12 protein-coding genes are annotated in these 15,670 nt (G+C 59.6%); 3 read left to right on the top strand and 9 right to left on the bottom strand.

What is annotated here, in order from left to right:
• Positions 1 to 60: 60 nt before the first annotated feature.
• The 7 genes from QD357_RS12830 to QD357_RS12860 all read right to left on the bottom strand — a co-directional run bounded on the left by QD357_RS12830 (position 61) and on the right by QD357_RS12860 (position 8,096).
• Positions 61 to 687, bottom strand: a complete 627-nt coding sequence (locus QD357_RS12830; protein WP_107107004.1) for a transglycosylase SLT domain-containing protein — start codon at positions 685 to 687, stop codon at positions 61 to 63.
• Positions 596 to 2,239: a flagellar hook-length control protein FliK gene (locus QD357_RS12835; RefSeq protein WP_107107003.1), complete on the bottom strand. Its 1,644-nt coding sequence runs from the start codon at positions 2,237 to 2,239 to the stop codon at positions 596 to 598. Before QD357_RS12835 ends, QD357_RS12830 begins: the two co-directional genes overlap by 92 nt.
• Before the next feature lie 2 nt (positions 2,240 to 2,241).
• Entirely contained in the window at positions 2,242 to 3,546 is a 1,305-nt protein-coding gene (motC, locus tag QD357_RS12840; protein WP_107107002.1) for a chemotaxis protein MotC, read from the bottom strand.
• 3 nt (positions 3,547 to 3,549) lie between these two features.
• On the bottom strand, positions 3,550 to 5,058 hold the full coding sequence (locus tag QD357_RS12845) for a MotB family protein (protein ID WP_107107001.1): 1,509 nt from the start codon (positions 5,056 to 5,058) through the stop codon (positions 3,550 to 3,552).
• Positions 5,055 to 5,690, bottom strand: coding sequence for a hypothetical protein (locus tag QD357_RS12850; protein WP_107107000.1), 636 nt, complete (start codon positions 5,688 to 5,690; stop codon positions 5,055 to 5,057). The genes QD357_RS12845 and QD357_RS12850 overlap by 4 nt, the downstream gene beginning before the upstream one ends.
• A 250-nt stretch (positions 5,691 to 5,940) precedes the next feature.
• Positions 5,941 to 6,918: a flagellin gene (locus QD357_RS12855; RefSeq protein WP_107106999.1), complete on the bottom strand. Its 978-nt coding sequence runs from the start codon at positions 6,916 to 6,918 to the stop codon at positions 5,941 to 5,943.
• 257 nt (positions 6,919 to 7,175) lie between these two features.
• Positions 7,176 to 8,096: a flagellin gene (locus QD357_RS12860; RefSeq protein ID WP_414124410.1), complete on the bottom strand. Its 921-nt coding sequence runs from the start codon at positions 8,094 to 8,096 to the stop codon at positions 7,176 to 7,178.
• A 322-nt stretch (positions 8,097 to 8,418) separates the two neighbouring features.
• Here QD357_RS12860 and QD357_RS12865 point away from each other — a divergent pair, with 322 nt between their 5' ends.
• Positions 8,419 to 9,906: a pyridoxal phosphate-dependent decarboxylase family protein gene (locus QD357_RS12865; RefSeq protein ID WP_107106997.1), complete on the top strand. Its 1,488-nt coding sequence runs from the start codon at positions 8,419 to 8,421 to the stop codon at positions 9,904 to 9,906.
• Entirely contained in the window at positions 9,900 to 11,162 is a 1,263-nt protein-coding gene (locus tag QD357_RS12870) for an ATP-grasp domain-containing protein (RefSeq protein WP_414124411.1), read from the top strand. The genes QD357_RS12865 and QD357_RS12870 overlap by 7 nt, the downstream gene beginning before the upstream one ends.
• A 134-nt stretch (positions 11,163 to 11,296) precedes the next feature.
• Here the strand turns inward: QD357_RS12870 and QD357_RS12875 are convergent, their stop codons facing one another.
• Together QD357_RS12875 and QD357_RS12880 are read right to left on the bottom strand one after the other, a co-directional pair.
• Complete coding sequence (locus QD357_RS12875; RefSeq protein WP_107106995.1) at positions 11,297 to 12,208, bottom strand: flagellin; 912 nt, start codon at positions 12,206 to 12,208, stop codon at positions 11,297 to 11,299.
• Positions 12,209 to 12,465: 257 nt separating this feature from the next.
• Complete coding sequence (locus QD357_RS12880) at positions 12,466 to 13,377, bottom strand: flagellin (protein WP_107106994.1); 912 nt, start codon at positions 13,375 to 13,377, stop codon at positions 12,466 to 12,468.
• A gap of 330 nt (positions 13,378 to 13,707) precedes the next feature.
• Here QD357_RS12880 and QD357_RS12885 point away from each other — a divergent pair, with 330 nt between their 5' ends.
• Entirely contained in the window at positions 13,708 to 15,651 is a 1,944-nt protein-coding gene (locus QD357_RS12885; protein ID WP_107107056.1) for a glycosyl transferase, read from the top strand.
• Positions 15,652 to 15,670: the final 19 nt, after the last annotated feature.

Genomic DNA, 15,670 nt, shown 5'->3' on the forward strand with positions numbered 1-15,670 from the left:
CAACCATGCCAAATAGGTTAGCGACGACGCACGAAAAGCCAAATGCAACTTTCGGTTATTTTAGTTTTGACAGAAGGTCGCCGCGTTGGGCGTCCATTTCCCATATCCGGTGGCGACCAGATTGGCGATGACACGACAGACATAGACCTTTTGGGCGGGGTCGTTGTTCGGTCCGGCATGGTATCTTGCTACCGCCATCGTCCAGGTCTCATGCCTGTCGTGGAGGTCGCGGAGGAACTTGGCGGCATATTCGACATTGCGATGCGGGTCGAACATATCGGCAACGGAGGCGAAGTTTTCGCCGTGAAAATACTGGTTAATCTGCATGCAGCCGATATCGATCAGCTTCGCTCCGCTCTGTCTCGCCGCCACAAAGGTCTGCAAGGCGGCGCCTTCCGAAGGCGGGAAAACCGGCTTGCCTTCGATATTGAGGGCGTAGGGATAGAGCGAGCCCTTGCGTCCGGTCTCCGTCAAACCGACCGAATAAAGAATCCCTTCCGGTATTCCGAATTTCGCTGCAGCCGACTGGATTTCGCGCTCGCACAGGCCGGCCGCGCCGTTGTCGGGCGGAGCACCATTCGCAGAAGCAAGGGCGTCAGAGGTAAACGTCGCCAGAGCGCAGACGCTGAGCAGTGCCAGCAGTGCTGTCTTCCATGCTGCGGTCGCCCGTGCTGCGATTGCCGTCATTGCCATTTGCCTGCTGCCCCGAATAGCTCTGCCCCTTTGGTCGCGCGTCCCCGCCCTGCCCCTGATTCAATAGGGATTGCTGTTGGGACTGTCCTTGCGAGCCGGATTGCCTGCCGCTATCCGATTGCTGATCCGCGTTCGAGGCCAGGGTCACAGTGATATTATCGACCTGATATCCCTGGGCGCGCAACGCGTCGATCATATGGCTCTGATCGGCATGGAGCTGCCGATAGGCCTCGCTGGTCTGCACTTTGAGATCGACACTCAACTGATCGCCAGAAAGCCGCATGGTAGCGGTGACCTGGCCGAGATCGTTGGGATGCAGTTGGATCTTGAGCGTATTGACGACCTTACCGGTGCTTGTCCAGCTCGCGGCGTTGGAGAGCGCCGAACTCGACTGCATCGCACCCGACCACTCCCCGTCTCCCGCCAGCGCGCTTGTGACGAGCGTCGCGCTGGAATTGGTGGCAAGGCCGAGGTAGCGGCGGGAATCGAGCACCGTAACGGTCTCCGCATTGCCGCCGCCCGATGCCTTGACGTCGACCTGTGCCGTATCGTCGCTGCCCTTGCTGATCGACATGTCGAGCGAGCCGCCGCGGCCATCGGCGCGCACCAGCCGGAAGGTCTGTGCGGTAGCGGTGGCATCGGTAGCAACAGAAGGTGTTGCGTCGGCGTCCGTGGCATTCGCCGATGCATCCTTGAGCGCCGTCACATCGCCAAGTTTTGGCAACGACTGATCCGAATCCGCCTGCGTCTTTGCGTCGGCGCCGGCAAACACATTCGCTACACTCTGCGGCGCAGCCGCAACCGCGTTGGCCGCCTGCGGCACATTCAGAAGCGACAGCGCGTCCGACACCGCGCCGCTGGCCTGAGCGCCTTGCGTTATCGTAGACTTACCATCGTCGTCGGTTGACGTCGTCTTGCCTGTCTTGCCAGGCGCCTGCGTCTTGCCGTCGCCATTACCTTGCATCGGCTGATTGCCGGCGATCGCGTCCGAGAATTGCTGCGCAATATCATCAAGCTGATCCGAGGTCTGCGCCTGAGCCAGAATATCGGTTGGGTCCGTATTGCCAGCCGGGTCGGCCGCCTGAGCCTGATCGGCGGATGTGGCATCTGCCGGGGCCTGCTTCTGCAGATCCATCAGCGATTTTGAAAGATTTGCTGCGTCCGCTCCCTGCGGGAACTTCGCACCGCCAGGCTGTTTGGAGCCTTTGGCCAGCTCAGCGAGGGCGGCAATATTGGCGGCGGACGGATCGATCATGCCGGCTCCGGTGCTGCTATCATCCGTGGGCGGAGTGGTCGCGGTCGGATCGCCTGCCGAAGTTTGCACCGTATCGGCATCGGTGTTGCTATCGGCGCCACCAGCGGTATCGGTTGTGTCCGCATCGCCCTGCGCGGACGCGTCGGATCTTCGCCCGTTGCCGCGCGAACTCGTCAGCGCATCCAGAAAACCTTTGCCGTCACCGTCATCCTGCTTGGCCGAACGCCCGCCCTTGGCAACAGCAACCAGATCGGCCCCAGATGGGGCACTGGCAATACCGATATCCATCATGATCAATGACTTTCCTGCTTCAACAGGCCGTCGATGGCGTCAAGCTTCGAGCGGCTCGTCGTGACGAATGCGTTGAATGAAGAGTCGGCCTCCTGCCTCCCTTCCTCCGGGGCGGGAGCCGCCTTTGCCGGGGCTCCCTCCTCAACACCCGCCGTGCCAGGGGGCTTGGCCCCAGGTGGTTTCGTCACAGCAGCATCGTGTTCAGTATTATCTTGATTAGGCAGATTAAGGGGTGAGACTTGCGTCAGGCTTGACGGGTCTGGCGCCCGCAGAATTTCGTCCGCCACCACCTTGGCGGCGTCGCGCAGGGCGCGATCCTGCACGTTCAATTCGCCGGCTGGCATCTGATCTATGTTGCGAACCGCGGTCCCCAGCTCAGGTGTCGATACACCGGCAACGCCGCCGTAGAAGCCCGCCAGAGCGCCGAATGCATCGCCGCCGTCGTTAGAGATCGCCTGGGCACGACCGGAAGCGAGGGCGGCAAGATCGGCCTTGCCGGCGATCGCGGCGCGACGCGCCATCCGCAGATAGATTTCCCGCTGCCTCGGCGGGTCCATGAAGGACAGGATGTCGACAATATCCTCTTGCTTGACCTCGGCGTTATGATCGACGACGAGCTGCACGAAAAGGTTGGCGAACTGGCTGGCATAGGGCGAATGCAGGAAGCGCCTCGTATAGCGCTGCGCATAGGCGAGCCCCTCCGGCACCATCCCACTATCGGTGCAAAGAGCAAGGGAACGACGCAGCGCCGATTCCTCGACAATGGTGCCGGGCGACGTCAAGCGCGCCCAGTCATAAAGCTTCAGCGCCGCCTTCGGGTTTTTGGAGGACATGACGTTGGCGGCAACGAGCGAAATATAGGGGCCGATTTTCTTGTCACGATATTCCCGGGCAATATCGCTGAGCGTATTGACCACCAGCAGCCCTTTGCCGTTCAGATATTTCCTCAATACATCGGCGACGCGATTGTCGAAATTGCCGTTGAGGTCGCGCGACATCAGAAATTCCAGCGTCGCAGGATTACCGCCGCTCATCGCGTAAATCAGCGCGGCGTCGACATTGCGGCTATCGTCGAAGGTGGATTTATCGGCGGTGCGCAGACGCTCGTCGATGGTCGCCAGCATGAAACGCTGCATCTCGCCGGCCGAACTGTCACCTGCCACTACGGAGTCCTGGATGAATTCGAGCGAGCGCAGCATCTTATAGGGCGGCAGGCTGTCCGCATCCTCAGCACCAGCGATCCCCGGCATTGACATGCCGAGGGTCAGAGCGAGCGCGAGGCGATGACGATGCTGAATGCGCGCCATGGACTATCCCTGTTTGCCTTGTGTCGGCTTGCCTTGGCCCTTACCCTGCTTGCCTTGGCTCGGCTTGGCCGGGACTGGCTTGACCGGCTCCTGATTTCCGCCATCGGTCTGGCTCTTGGCAGCCTGGTTCGAAGCGCCCTGAATCAGGATTTCGATGCGGCGGTTGGCGTCGTTGAAGGGATCGTCGGGCAGTTTCAGCCGGCGGTCGGCAAACCCCGAAACCTGCGCTATCCGTTTCTCGTCCAGCCCGCCGTTAGTGAGCATGTAGTAGGCGCTCTGAGCGCGGTCGAGCGACAGGCGCCAATTGTCATTGTGGCCATCGACCATATAGGGGCGCCCGTCGGTGTGGCCGCGGATCAGGATCGACCCTTTGCGGTCCGCGAGGACCTTGCCGATCTTCGCCATCGCCAGCACCATCTCCTGGCGTGGAACGGCCGAGCCGATGTTGAACATCGGATCGTTGGTCTGATCGGAAATCGTCACGAGAAGCCCGCCCTCAGCCGGCGTGACCTGCAGACCCTCGGCGAGCTGACCGGCGACGCCGCTGATCTGCTTCTCGATCGCCTGCTGCAGGTCTTTGGCATCCTGCTGCTGATCCTTCGTCGGGGCGGCGTCCTTGTTCTGCGCCGCTGCGGTGCTGTCTTCGGTCGTCGAAGCATCGCTTTGCTCGGCGGCGGTAGCGGCGGCTGCACTGGCGCTCTGTTGGTTCGCGGTTTGCTTCGTAGCCTGCTTGTTCTGCTGGTCCTTGGCCGGGGTCTGCTGATCCGTCGGCGCCTGTTGATCGCTCAGAGTCGGCTGGTCTTCAGGAGTCTGTGGCTGAGTAGCCGGCTGACCGGTATCGGCGGCAGTCGCCTTGGAAAGGGCAATCACTTCGCCCTTCGGCGACTGGTCGGATTTTGCGGATTGCTCTTCGTTGGCCTTCTTCGAGGCACTCGAGACCTGAACCTGCTTGGTCCAGAAATCCGGATCGAAGGGATCGCGATAGGCCTGGCCGCCATCCGCACCTGTGGCGGGACCGGATTGGGCAGCGCCCCCCTCGCCCTTGGCGCTGACATTGGCCTGCTGACCGACCTGCTGAGCGATTTCGGCCAGAACCGAATAGGGATTCTCGAAGAAATCGGCTTCGGAATAATTCGTCTGATCGCCCGACGTCGAGGTTTGGTCCTCGCCGGTCTTGGCGGACTTGCCGTCGTTCGGATTGTCTTCCTTGTTCTTCGACTTCGCCTGGTTCTGTTGCCCGTCCGCCTTATCGACAGGCTTCTTCAGCCCCTTTTCGGTCGGCTTTTCGTCGGCGAGCTTGATCGGATTGAAATAGGAGGCAACGGAGGCCTTMGTCTCTTCGTTTGCGGCATTCACCAGCCACATCACCAGAAAGAAGGCCATCATTGCCGTCATGAAGTCGGCATAGGCGATCTTCCATGCGCCGCCATGACCACCTTCATGATCACCGCCGCCATGCCGCTTGACGATGATGATTTCGTGTTTGCCCTGATTGTGATCGCCGTCGCTCATTTCAGAATCTCTTTCAGACTAGCGGCCCAGGCAGACATACGGGTCACGAGAACGCTTTCTCCGATCGTTACGGTGAGATCGACATCGCGCGCCTCGATGTGGCGCAGCAAAACGCCGTTTTGGCCGAGACTGTCATGCAGGCTCTCGAAGAGATGGCGGGGACCACTGACCGTAATCGGGCCGGCCGCGCCATCAAGAATCGCTGCCTCCACGCGTTCAGCGAGATCGGCGACAGCCCTGGTCGTCAGCTCCTCGGTCATGATCGGCGCAAGTGCTGCGGCAGCCTCCGCGCTGATCGCCTGCCCAAGTATCGTGGCGACCTTTGTCAATCCGTTGACGATCTTCTCCGCGGCGCGCTCTTCATATCGGGTGCGCAAGGCGTCCATCTCGCCTCGGTGCGTTTCGGCGATGGTCTCCAACTCGGTCTGGTGCTTTTGCGTCAATTCCTGCGTTGCGGCTTCGTGCCCCTGCGCATAGGCTTCGCGACGTTCCGCCTCGATATCGATCGGCTGTACAACCGGAGCTTCCGGGAAATCGAACGTCTCTTCGAACGACATGTCCGGCACGACTGGAGACGGGGGCGGCGATTCGGCGCTGAAATCCTTGAGATAGCGGGAGAGTGTCGGGCTCATGCTGACATCCTCCCCTTTTCATCCGCAGAAGACCGCGAGCTGATTTCTCGACAGGTCCCTTGAATTCCCATGCTCAAAACGTCGATCATCACGCTTCCGGTTTCCGTCCTGCGGCAGCGCTTTCCGGACGTGACGCCGAACGTCACCGGAAAATAGCGCAGCCATGCCATTGCGATGGACCGTAGGGGGTCAAACTTGTGCGAGGATGAATGCGGCGGGCGCGAGCCTCTCGGCCGCGCCAACCCGGAATTTACTTTGCCTGCAGCAGGATCAGCATCTTGCTCGACATGGTATTGGCGATCGACAATGCCTGAATGCCCATCTGCTGTGCCGTCTGTAGTGCGCTCTGACGCGCGGATGCCTCTTCCATGTTGGTATCGACGAGATTGCCGACGCTGGTCTTGAGGGCATCGCTGAGCTTGGAAATGTAGTCGGACTGGTCGTCGATACGGGATTTCATCACACCCAGCGTCGAATCCGCTGACGTCACCGATTTCAGGATCGAGTTCGTCACATTGATCATATCGGTGAGCTGATCGTCCGTCGTGCTTTCGGAAATGGAAATTTCCGTGCCGTCGGAGGGAGCCGTGCCGGAATCCGCAGCGAGGAGATAATAGTTGCGGGATGTCGACGTTGAACCTGATGTATCGAACGCGCTGGCGTCGATGTCCTTCGTCAGCAGTCCGCGGCTCGCATCGGCGGTATCGATCATCAGCGTTTGCGAACTATCGTAATTGATCGTCACGAGATTGACTTGGCCATCCGAACCACGCGTGAAATTGCTGATGACGGATTGCTTGGTATCTGGCTGCGAAGCGGTGTTGTAGAGCCAGTTCTCACCGGAGAAGGACGCGGATTGCGTGACCGACTGCAATTGGTTCTTGAGCTGTTGAATGTCCGCATTGACCGCGGTCTTATCGGTGCCCGGCTCCTTGGCCGAAACCAGTTTGGCCTGGATCTGGGTCACGAGATCGACGACCGAATCCATGGCGGTGGAGGCGGTATCGACTTTCGAGGCGCCGAGGCCGAGCGCGTCGCTGATGGTGGAAAGACTGCTCTGGTCCGACTGCATCGTCTTCGACATCGACCAATAGGTCGGATCGTCACTCGCGTTCTCGACGCGATACCCGGACGAAACCTGTTCCTGCACGACACCAAGATCTTTGTTGACGCCGCGCAAAACGGTCAGCGCGGCCAAAGAGGAGGGGTTCGTCGTCAGACTGCTCATCGGAAAATCCGTAATTCTATTGGAAACGGCAGACCGGACGATCCGGCAGCAACGAACGGCTTCATGCCAGCCAGCGGAAGAGATCCCAACGCGGCCCGTCGCTAGATAAAGCCCTGACGGTTCCGACGAAAAAGGCCGGACACCGGGGCTTTGCGCAAATACTGCAAATCAGTACCCCGGAAGGCTAACAAAAGCTTATGCGCGGCGGCAAGAGAGAAATGCCGCCGCGCTTTCCTAACGTAAGCTCCGGTCAAGGCTCACTTGAAGAGCGCCAGAACGTTCTGCGCGCTGTTGTTTGCGATCTGCAGCKACTGGATCGCCAATTGCTGCTGTGTCTGCAGCGCCGAGAGCTTGCTTGATTCTTCTTCCATATTCGCATCGACGAGCTTGCCGACGCCGGAGTCGATCGTGTCGCTCAGGGTTGAAACGAAGCTAGTCTGCAGGTCGATGCGGGTCGACAGCGAGCCGAGCTGCGAAGCGGTGCTCGTCATCGTGTTGAGGGCCGACTGCACCAGGTTCATCGCCAGGGAAATGTCGCCGCTCGTCATGTTGGTAATGTCGAGGCTGAAGACGGAATAGGCCGTGCCGTTGATATCCTGTGTGGTGCCGAGGATACCGGAGCTCGTGTCGATCGTGCCGTCGGAATTGGCGCCGAACATCACGTTGCCTGCCGATCCCGTATCAAACGTGTAGCTGGTGCTGTTGACCGCGACCGTACCGTCGTTGTTGCGGACAAAGGAGGACACGACCGATGCGGAGGCGCCGTTGGCTCCGATCATCCAATTCTGCCCGGAGAACGAAGCGGACTGCGCGATGCTCTCAAGCTGCTCCTGGAGCTGCGAAATCTCCTCCTGAACGTCAGCCTTGTCGACGCTGTTTTCCGTTGCCGCGACAAGCTTGTCCTTGATCTGCTCGACGACGCTGATGGAATTGTCCATTGCCGTATAGGCGGTGTCGACCTTGGCAGCACCGAGACCCAGAGCATCAGAGACAGCCGAAAGCGCGCTGTTGTCGGAACGCATGGTGGTCGCGATCGACCAATAGGCGGCGTTGTCGGAGGCCTTGGCAACACGATAGCCGGAGGAGACGCGGTTTTGGGTATTTTCCAAATTGTTGTTGATCGAGCGCAGAGTCTGGAGAGCAGACATTGCAGCATCGTTGGTCAAAATACTGGTCATGGAGAGGTGCCCCTTGTGGCTGAAATTAGAAGGGACATTCCGGTCTTCGGCCGGGAACGGCAGTCAGCGTCATGCCTGTTAACCGGCTCTTAGGAGAAGTTAACCAACCGTTGCGTTAGCCGCAGATGACAACATTAGGCTTAATAAAAAGTTAACAAGGAAACCGGAAAGTTAACAAAATCATATATCCCGGAAGAGGCGAGCCGCGCGTCAGGTCAGCCTCGCGCCACCTTGGGCGGCATAAGATTGTCACGATCGGACGACTGTCCCGCCGCAAACGGCGTGATCGCGACGTCGACAATTCAGCCAATGCGGGATCGGCATGTTAAGTTTACAAGACGGCGGATTGCCGGGGGATGGACCTCCTCAACGGACAAGCCTCGACCCCGACGACTGGCAAACCCTGCGCAAACAGGGTCACCAGATGCTGGACGATATGCTCGACCATCTGGAAACGCTCTCCGAGAAGCCCGTCTGGCAACCGGCGCCGTCACCCGCACGCGCCCTGTTTGACGCACCGCTGCCGGTCGAACCGACGGATTTGGCGGATGCCCACGCCATATTCCGCGACAACATCCTTCCCTATGGCAGCGGCAATATCCACCCGGGATTCATGGGCTGGGTGCAGGGCGGCGGAACGGCCGCTGGTATGTTGGCGGAGATGCTGGCTGGCGGTCTGAATGCCAATCTCGGCGGGCGCGATCATATGCCGATCGAGGTCGAGCGTCAGATCATCCGATGGACCCGGCAAATATTTTCATTTCCTGAGACCGCCGGCGGCCTGTTCCTGACTGGCGCCTCGCAAGCCAATTTCGTCGCCGTCCTGCTCGCGCTAAGCAGAAAGCTTGGTGCGGATGTCCGCGCAAAAGGCTTGCCGAATGGGTCACGGCTGGTCGCCTATACATCGAGCGAAGTGCATGGTTGCGTGCCGCGCGCCTTCGAGATGTCGGGGATCGGCAGCGAGCAGCTCAGGCGCATCCAGGTCAATGCGGCCGGGCAGATCGATATTGCGGCTCTCGAACGTGCCATCCTGCGCGATAAGAACGAAGGACACACACCGTTCCTGGTCATCGGAACCGCGGGGACGGTGAATACAGGAGCGATCGACGACCTCAGTGCCTTGCGCGGTATCGCTGACGCCAATGACCTGCATTTTCACGTCGATGGCGCGCTCGGGGCACTGGGCATCCTGTCCGATGATCTGGCGCATCTGTTCACCGGCATCCAGTCCTGCGATTCGCTTGCGTTCGATTTCCATAAATGGGGCCAGGTGCCCTACGACGCAGGCTTCCTCCTCGTGCGGGACAGCGCATGGCAGCGTCAGAGGTTTGCTTCGGATGCAGCCTATCTCAGCCGCGCGGCCTCCGGTCTGGCCGGCGGCGACTGGTGGCCTTGCGACTACGGCCCGGACCTGTCCCGCGGCTTCCGCGCGCTCAAAACCTGGTTCACCCTCAAGACCTATGGCGTCAAGGCATTGGGCGATTCGATGGCTGCCAACTGTGCCCTGGCGCGCGGCCTGGCAGGCCGGATCGAACAGGAACCCGCCTTGCGGCTCCTCGCGCCGGTTGCGCTCAACATCGTTTGCTTTGCCTATGTCGGCGCCGGCGACGACGTGCCGCCGCAGGTCAATGCAAGGATTATCGAACATCTCCACGCCGAGGGGCGCGTTGCCCCTTCCCTAACTCACTTCAACGGACAACCGGCAATCCGCGCCGCGATCGTGAACCATCGCACGCGGCAGGCGGATATCGATGCGCTGATTGACGGCGTTCTCAAACTCGGTTCTCGACAGGATTTGCTCCCATGCTGATGACATCCGGCCTCGTGGCCGACCGCGCCTCTGACGAAATCGGTGGCGCTGGCCGAATTCTGGGCATGCAGAGGATCGTGTCGCTCATCTATGCCGGCGCGGATGTGACGCCGCTCTGGAACGAGCTGATGCAACGCGTTGGAGCCGATGGCACGGATGCGGCGGCGATTTTCGACCTAGCGACGATCCTGCAAACGCTTAACCGCGCCGAGGAGGCGCAACAGGTCCTGCGGGGCGCCGTCGATCTCAGCCGCAACTTTTGCATCGTCCATGGAAATGGACAGGGACCACGGCTGCTGGCCTTCGTGACACCGGGCAACTTCATGGCGAACACGCCGCTGGATTTCCTACTGGCGGATAGCGACTGTGTTCTTTGGCTGCACTATGTGGATCCTGAAACGACCGCGCTCGCGGATTTGCCGGAGCATGACGTGGCGTTCATGGCGATCGGCGAATCCACGGAAAACGGCCCCGTGCTTGAACGGATGCAGAAGGTGCTGGCCGATTTTAACGGCCCGATCATGAACAACGATCCGGAACTGATCAGCAGGCTGACGCGCGATGGTGTCAGCGGCATGCTGGCCAATGAGCCCTCCATCCTGTCGCCGAGCACGTATCGCGTGCCACGAGCAGATCTTGTCGCCATCGGTGCGGGCACGAAGACCCTGGATGATTGCGCACCGGGGCTCTCCTTTCCGCTGGTCGTTCGCCCGATCAGCACCCATGCCGGCAACGGAATGGAACGCATCGCCGATATCATAGAACTTTCCGCATGGATTGCCACGCAGCCGGCTCCCGAGCTTTACGTCGCGCCCTTCATCGATTTCCGCGGGCCGGACGGCCTCTACAACAAGCAACGCATCGTATTCATCGACGGTAAGGCCTTTGCCAGCCATATGGCACTCTCCGAGCATTGGATCGTGCATTATCTGAGCGCCGGCATGGCGGAGAGCCCGGCGAAGCGCGCTGTCGAACAGGCTTGGATGGAGAATTTCGATACGGATTTCGCGATCCGCCACAAGGAGAGTTTCGCGGCTCTCTATCKGCACATAGGGCTTGATTATTTCGGTATCGATTGCGCCGAACTTCCAGACGGGCGTCTGCTGGTTTTCGAACTCGACGTGGCAATGGTCGTCCACAACATGGATAGCGCGACCGTCTACCCCTACAAGCAGGTTGCCATGCGCAAGTTGTTTGATGGCTTCATCGATGCCGTGCAGAACAGGAAGACCGGCGTAACGACGGACGCCTCCTGAGCAAGCCGAGCTGCTCGCGAAAGCAGCAAGAATACGATAGAGGCTACCCTGAAAAGCATAACCGCGCCTCTTGGGAGGCGCGGTTAAATTGTTGTTTCGGAATTTCAGTCGGCGCCAGGCGCCGGCTCTTCCTATTAACGGAACAGCGACAGGATGTTCTGCGAAGAGGAGTTGGCGATCGAGAGCGACTGAACAGCGAGCTGCTGCTGCGTCTGCAGAGCAGAGAGCTTGCTCGATTCCTGTTCCATGTCGGCATCGACGAGCTTGCCGACGCCCGATTCGATCGAGTCCTTCAGCGACGAAGCAAAGCTCGTCTGCAGGTCGATACGGGTCGAAATGGAGCCGAGGCGCGAACCCATGCTGGTCATGGAGTTCAGAGCGGTCTGAACCATGTTGAGGGCGCTGGAGATCTGGCCGCCGGTCATGCCGGTGATGTCGAGGCTGAAGACCGAGGCATTGACCGTGCTGTCCACGGTGCCGAGAATGCCGGACGTGGTGTCGATCGTGCCGGAATTCGAGCCGAACAGAACGTTGCCCGTTGCGCCGGTGTCGAATGCGTAGGACGTGGTGCTGACCGAAACGGTGCCGTTGGTGCCGCGGATGAACGAGGAAACGACCGAGGCGGAGTCGTTGGCGGCAGCCACGACCCAGTTTTCGCCGTTGAACGAAGCGGACTGAGCGACGCTCTCCAACTGCTGCTGGAGCTGACCGATTTCTTCCTGGACCTGACCCTTGTCAACCGAGCCTTCCATGGCGGTTACAAGCTTGGACTTGATCTGGCTGACGATGTCGAGGGCGCTCGTGACAGCGGTCGTTGCCGTGTCGACCTTAGCGGCACCGAGGCCGAGGGCGTCGGAGACGGCGCCGATAGCGCTGTCGTCAGACTTCATGGTGGTGCCGATCGACCAATAGGCGGCGTTGTCGGAAGCCTTGGAGATGCGCAGGCCGGAGGAAACAGCATTCTGAGTGGACTGCAAGTCGCTGTTGATGCCGCGCAGCGTCTGCAGGGCGGACATTGCAGCGTTGTTGGTAAGGATGCTCGTCATAATATTTTGCCCCTTTGGCAGCGGTTAATTAAGGGACATTCCGGACCTAAAAACCGGTAACGGCACTCAGCATCATGCCTGTTAACCCAATCTGTTAAGGTTAACTCGCCGTTTCAATGGTGTTAGAAAACAGCAATATGGTTAAGAAAACCTGAACCGAGGCCAATCCAAAAATATAAAAAAAACCGCGCCTTAGGAAGGCGCGGTTAACTTGGTGTTTAGAAATTTCGGCTGGCGTCTGGCGCCAGTCCTTCTTCTTAACGGAACAGCGACAGGATCGACTGCGAGGAGGAGTTCGCGATCGAGAGCGACTGGATAGCGAGCTGCTGCTGTGTCTGCAGAGCAGAGAGCTTGCTCGATTCCTGCTCCATGTTGGCATCGACGAGCTTGCCAACGCCCGATTCGATCGAGTCGGAGAGCGACGAAGCGAAGCTCGTCTGCAGGTCGATACGGCTGGAGATCGAGCCGAGCTTCGAACCCATGCTGGTCATGGAGTTCAGAGCGGTCTGAACCATGTTGAGGGCGCTGGAGATCTGGCCCGAGGTCATGTTGGAAATGTCCAGGCTGAAGACCGAAGCGCCAACCGTGGAGTCCGTGGTGCCAAGGATACCCGAAGAGGTATCGATCGAACCGCTGTTCGAGCCGAACAGAACGTTGCCCGTTGCACCGGTGTTGAATGCGTAGGACGTGGTGCTGACCGAAACGGTGCCGTTGGTGCCGCGGATGAAGGACGAAACGACCGAGGCCGAGTCGCCGCTTGCAGCCATGACCCAGTTTTCGCCGTTGAACGAAGCGGACTGAGCAACGCTCTGGAGCTGCTGCTGGAGCTGGCCGATTTCTTCCTGGACCTGGCCCTTGTCAACCGAGCCTTCCATGGCGGTGACGAGCTTGTCCTTGATCTGGCCGACGATGTCGATCGAGCTGGTGACGGCGGTAGATGCCGTGTCGACCTTGGCAGCACCGAGGCCGAGGGCGTCGGAGACGGCGCCCATAGCGCTGTCGTCGGACTTCATCGAGGTGGCGATCGACCAATAGGCGGCGTTATCGGAAGCCTTGGAGATGCGCAGGCCGGAAGAAACGGCTTCCTGCGTGTTCTGCAGGTTGCTGCTGATGCCGCGCAGAGTCTGCAGAGCGGCCATAGCGGAGTTGTTGGTTACAATGCTGGTCATAAGTGTGTCCCCTGGAAACTGAATACGAAAAGGAGGACATACCGGACTTCAAATACCGGCGATGACGGAGCGGCTTCATGCTCCTCGGTCCCATTTCCTAGAGGACCAAACCCGTCATGTCGCAGGTAAACTCGCATGCATTGCTTGCGAATTCCTTAAACGCGGAACTCCCAAAAGCGGCCAACCGTAACGTAGCTAACGATACGTAAAGGAGCGTTCAACATTGCTTCGGTTTCAGGCAAGCTACGCGCGCGATTATCCCACGAATCCATGATGACGGACTTCGGCCATTGCCGGAGACTGGTCAAAGTTCGCTCGGAGTTCTCGCTCGTGAATACGAAAAACGCCTATGTGACAGCGTCCAACCTCTATCAAAAGGGGCAATATACGCGCGCGCTCGAAACACTGAACGAGCTGCTCAATACCGACACATCGCCAAAGACCTACGCGCTGCTGGCAAAAACGCTCTTGAAACTCGGCTTCAGATCGGACGCGGCGAGATCGTTTGAGCTGGCAGGCAGACAAAAGCCGTATCGCGAAGACTATCTGCGGGAAGCCTTGCTGTTGCATTTTGCGACAGGCAACGAAGACGCGACGCTCTCGATCGGAAGCCTGATCCTGCCCCAGGCGTTCAAGGATCCGGAACTCGCCTTTGCCCTTACCAGCATCTTTCTAAGCCGACAGCAAAGGGACCTGCTGGCCGGCTTCAAGAGCGTCCTCGTTGAAGGACCGGAGCTCCGGCATCGGCTGCTGGCCTCGAAACTGTTGACCGATGATCTTTACGACGACGGCAACCGGCACATCGTTGCCACCCTGTTCAAGAAGCATCCCGACAATATCATCTTTCGCACGCTCCATTTGATCTTTGCTCGCGAATTGTCCGATCTTGCGACGGTGGACAAACATATGGGGCCGATCCTGACATCCGTAGCTGCGGGCAGCCTCGACTATGTCAGGCCGGACAATCCATTCTTCCATCTGCACTGGTGCGGCGACGAAGCAATCAACAAGTTCGCTGTGCACGACACGATGCCGCTGCCGGCCGGACACGCCGAAGCGCGCCGCAAGGCGCCGCATACTTGGGCCGGCAAGATTCGCATCGGCTATCTCTCATCGGACTTCTGGCCGGGCCATGCGACGATGAAGCTCCTGCAGCGGACATTGGAACTGCACGACAGGGACAAGTTCGAGATTACCCTCTTCGACCACTCGTCCCTGTCATCTCAGCGCGAGGAAGAATTCGACTATTCGAGATGGGGCACCATGGTCGATATCCGCAGCCACTCCGATCAGGCAGCGGCGGAGGCGATCCGCGCCCGTGGGATCGACATCCTGGTCGATCTCAAGGGACATACCAAGGATAGCCGCGTCCGTATCCTCAATCACAAGGCAGCGCCGATCCAGACGGCCTGGCTCGGCTTTCCGGGCTCGGCCGTCAACATCGACCTCGACTACATCATCGGCGACCCCTACGTGTTGCCGGATTATTCCAAGCCGCATTTCCATGAGAAGTTCTGCCGTCTGCCCGAATGCTATCAGCCGAACGATCCGATGTATCGTCCGAAGGCACGGCCGACCACTCGAGCGGAGCATGGATTGCCGGAAGATGCCTTCGTCTTTGCCTCGTTCAACGGCAACCGCAAGATCACCTCTCAAATGGTCGATGTCTGGTGCAACATACTGAAGCGCACCAAGAACAGCGTGCTCTGGCTGCTTTGCAACGGTCCGCGCGCCGAGGCCAACCTTTGGTCACGCCTGGAGGCGCGCGGCGTCAACCGCAAGCGCATCGTCTTCACCACCCGTATCCGCTATGAGGATCACATCGACCGCCAGCAATTGGCCGATCTCGGTCTCGATACCTTCCCGGTGAACGGCCATACGACGACCTCGGAACAGCTCTGGGGCGGTTTGCCGGTGTTGACGATGAAGGGCACGAACTTCGCCTCGCGCGTCAGCGAAAGCCTGCTCGCCGCCATCGGCGTACCGGAGCTGGTGGCCGCTGATGTCCAGGCCTACGAAGATATGGCCGTGGAACTTGCCAGGCAGCCGGAGCGCATTGCCGCGCTCAAGGAAACGCTGACCGTCAACCGCTATATCAAGCCGCTCTTCGATGCCGAACGCATCACCCGTCACCTCGAGACCGCCTACGAAATGATGGTCGAACGCGCCAGGAAGGGTCTCGGCCCGGATCACATGGACGTACCGGCCCTGCCGGTGCGCACCGAGCCGTTCCTGGTCGAAGATCAGAGTGCTGCGGCGATCGCCGCGGAATAAGCATCTCGCGTCATCGGAA

Source organism: Rhizobium sp. BR 317 (assembly GCF_047445835.1).
In the GTDB taxonomy this organism is placed as follows: Bacteria; Pseudomonadota; Alphaproteobacteria; order Rhizobiales; family Rhizobiaceae; genus Rhizobium; species Rhizobium paranaense.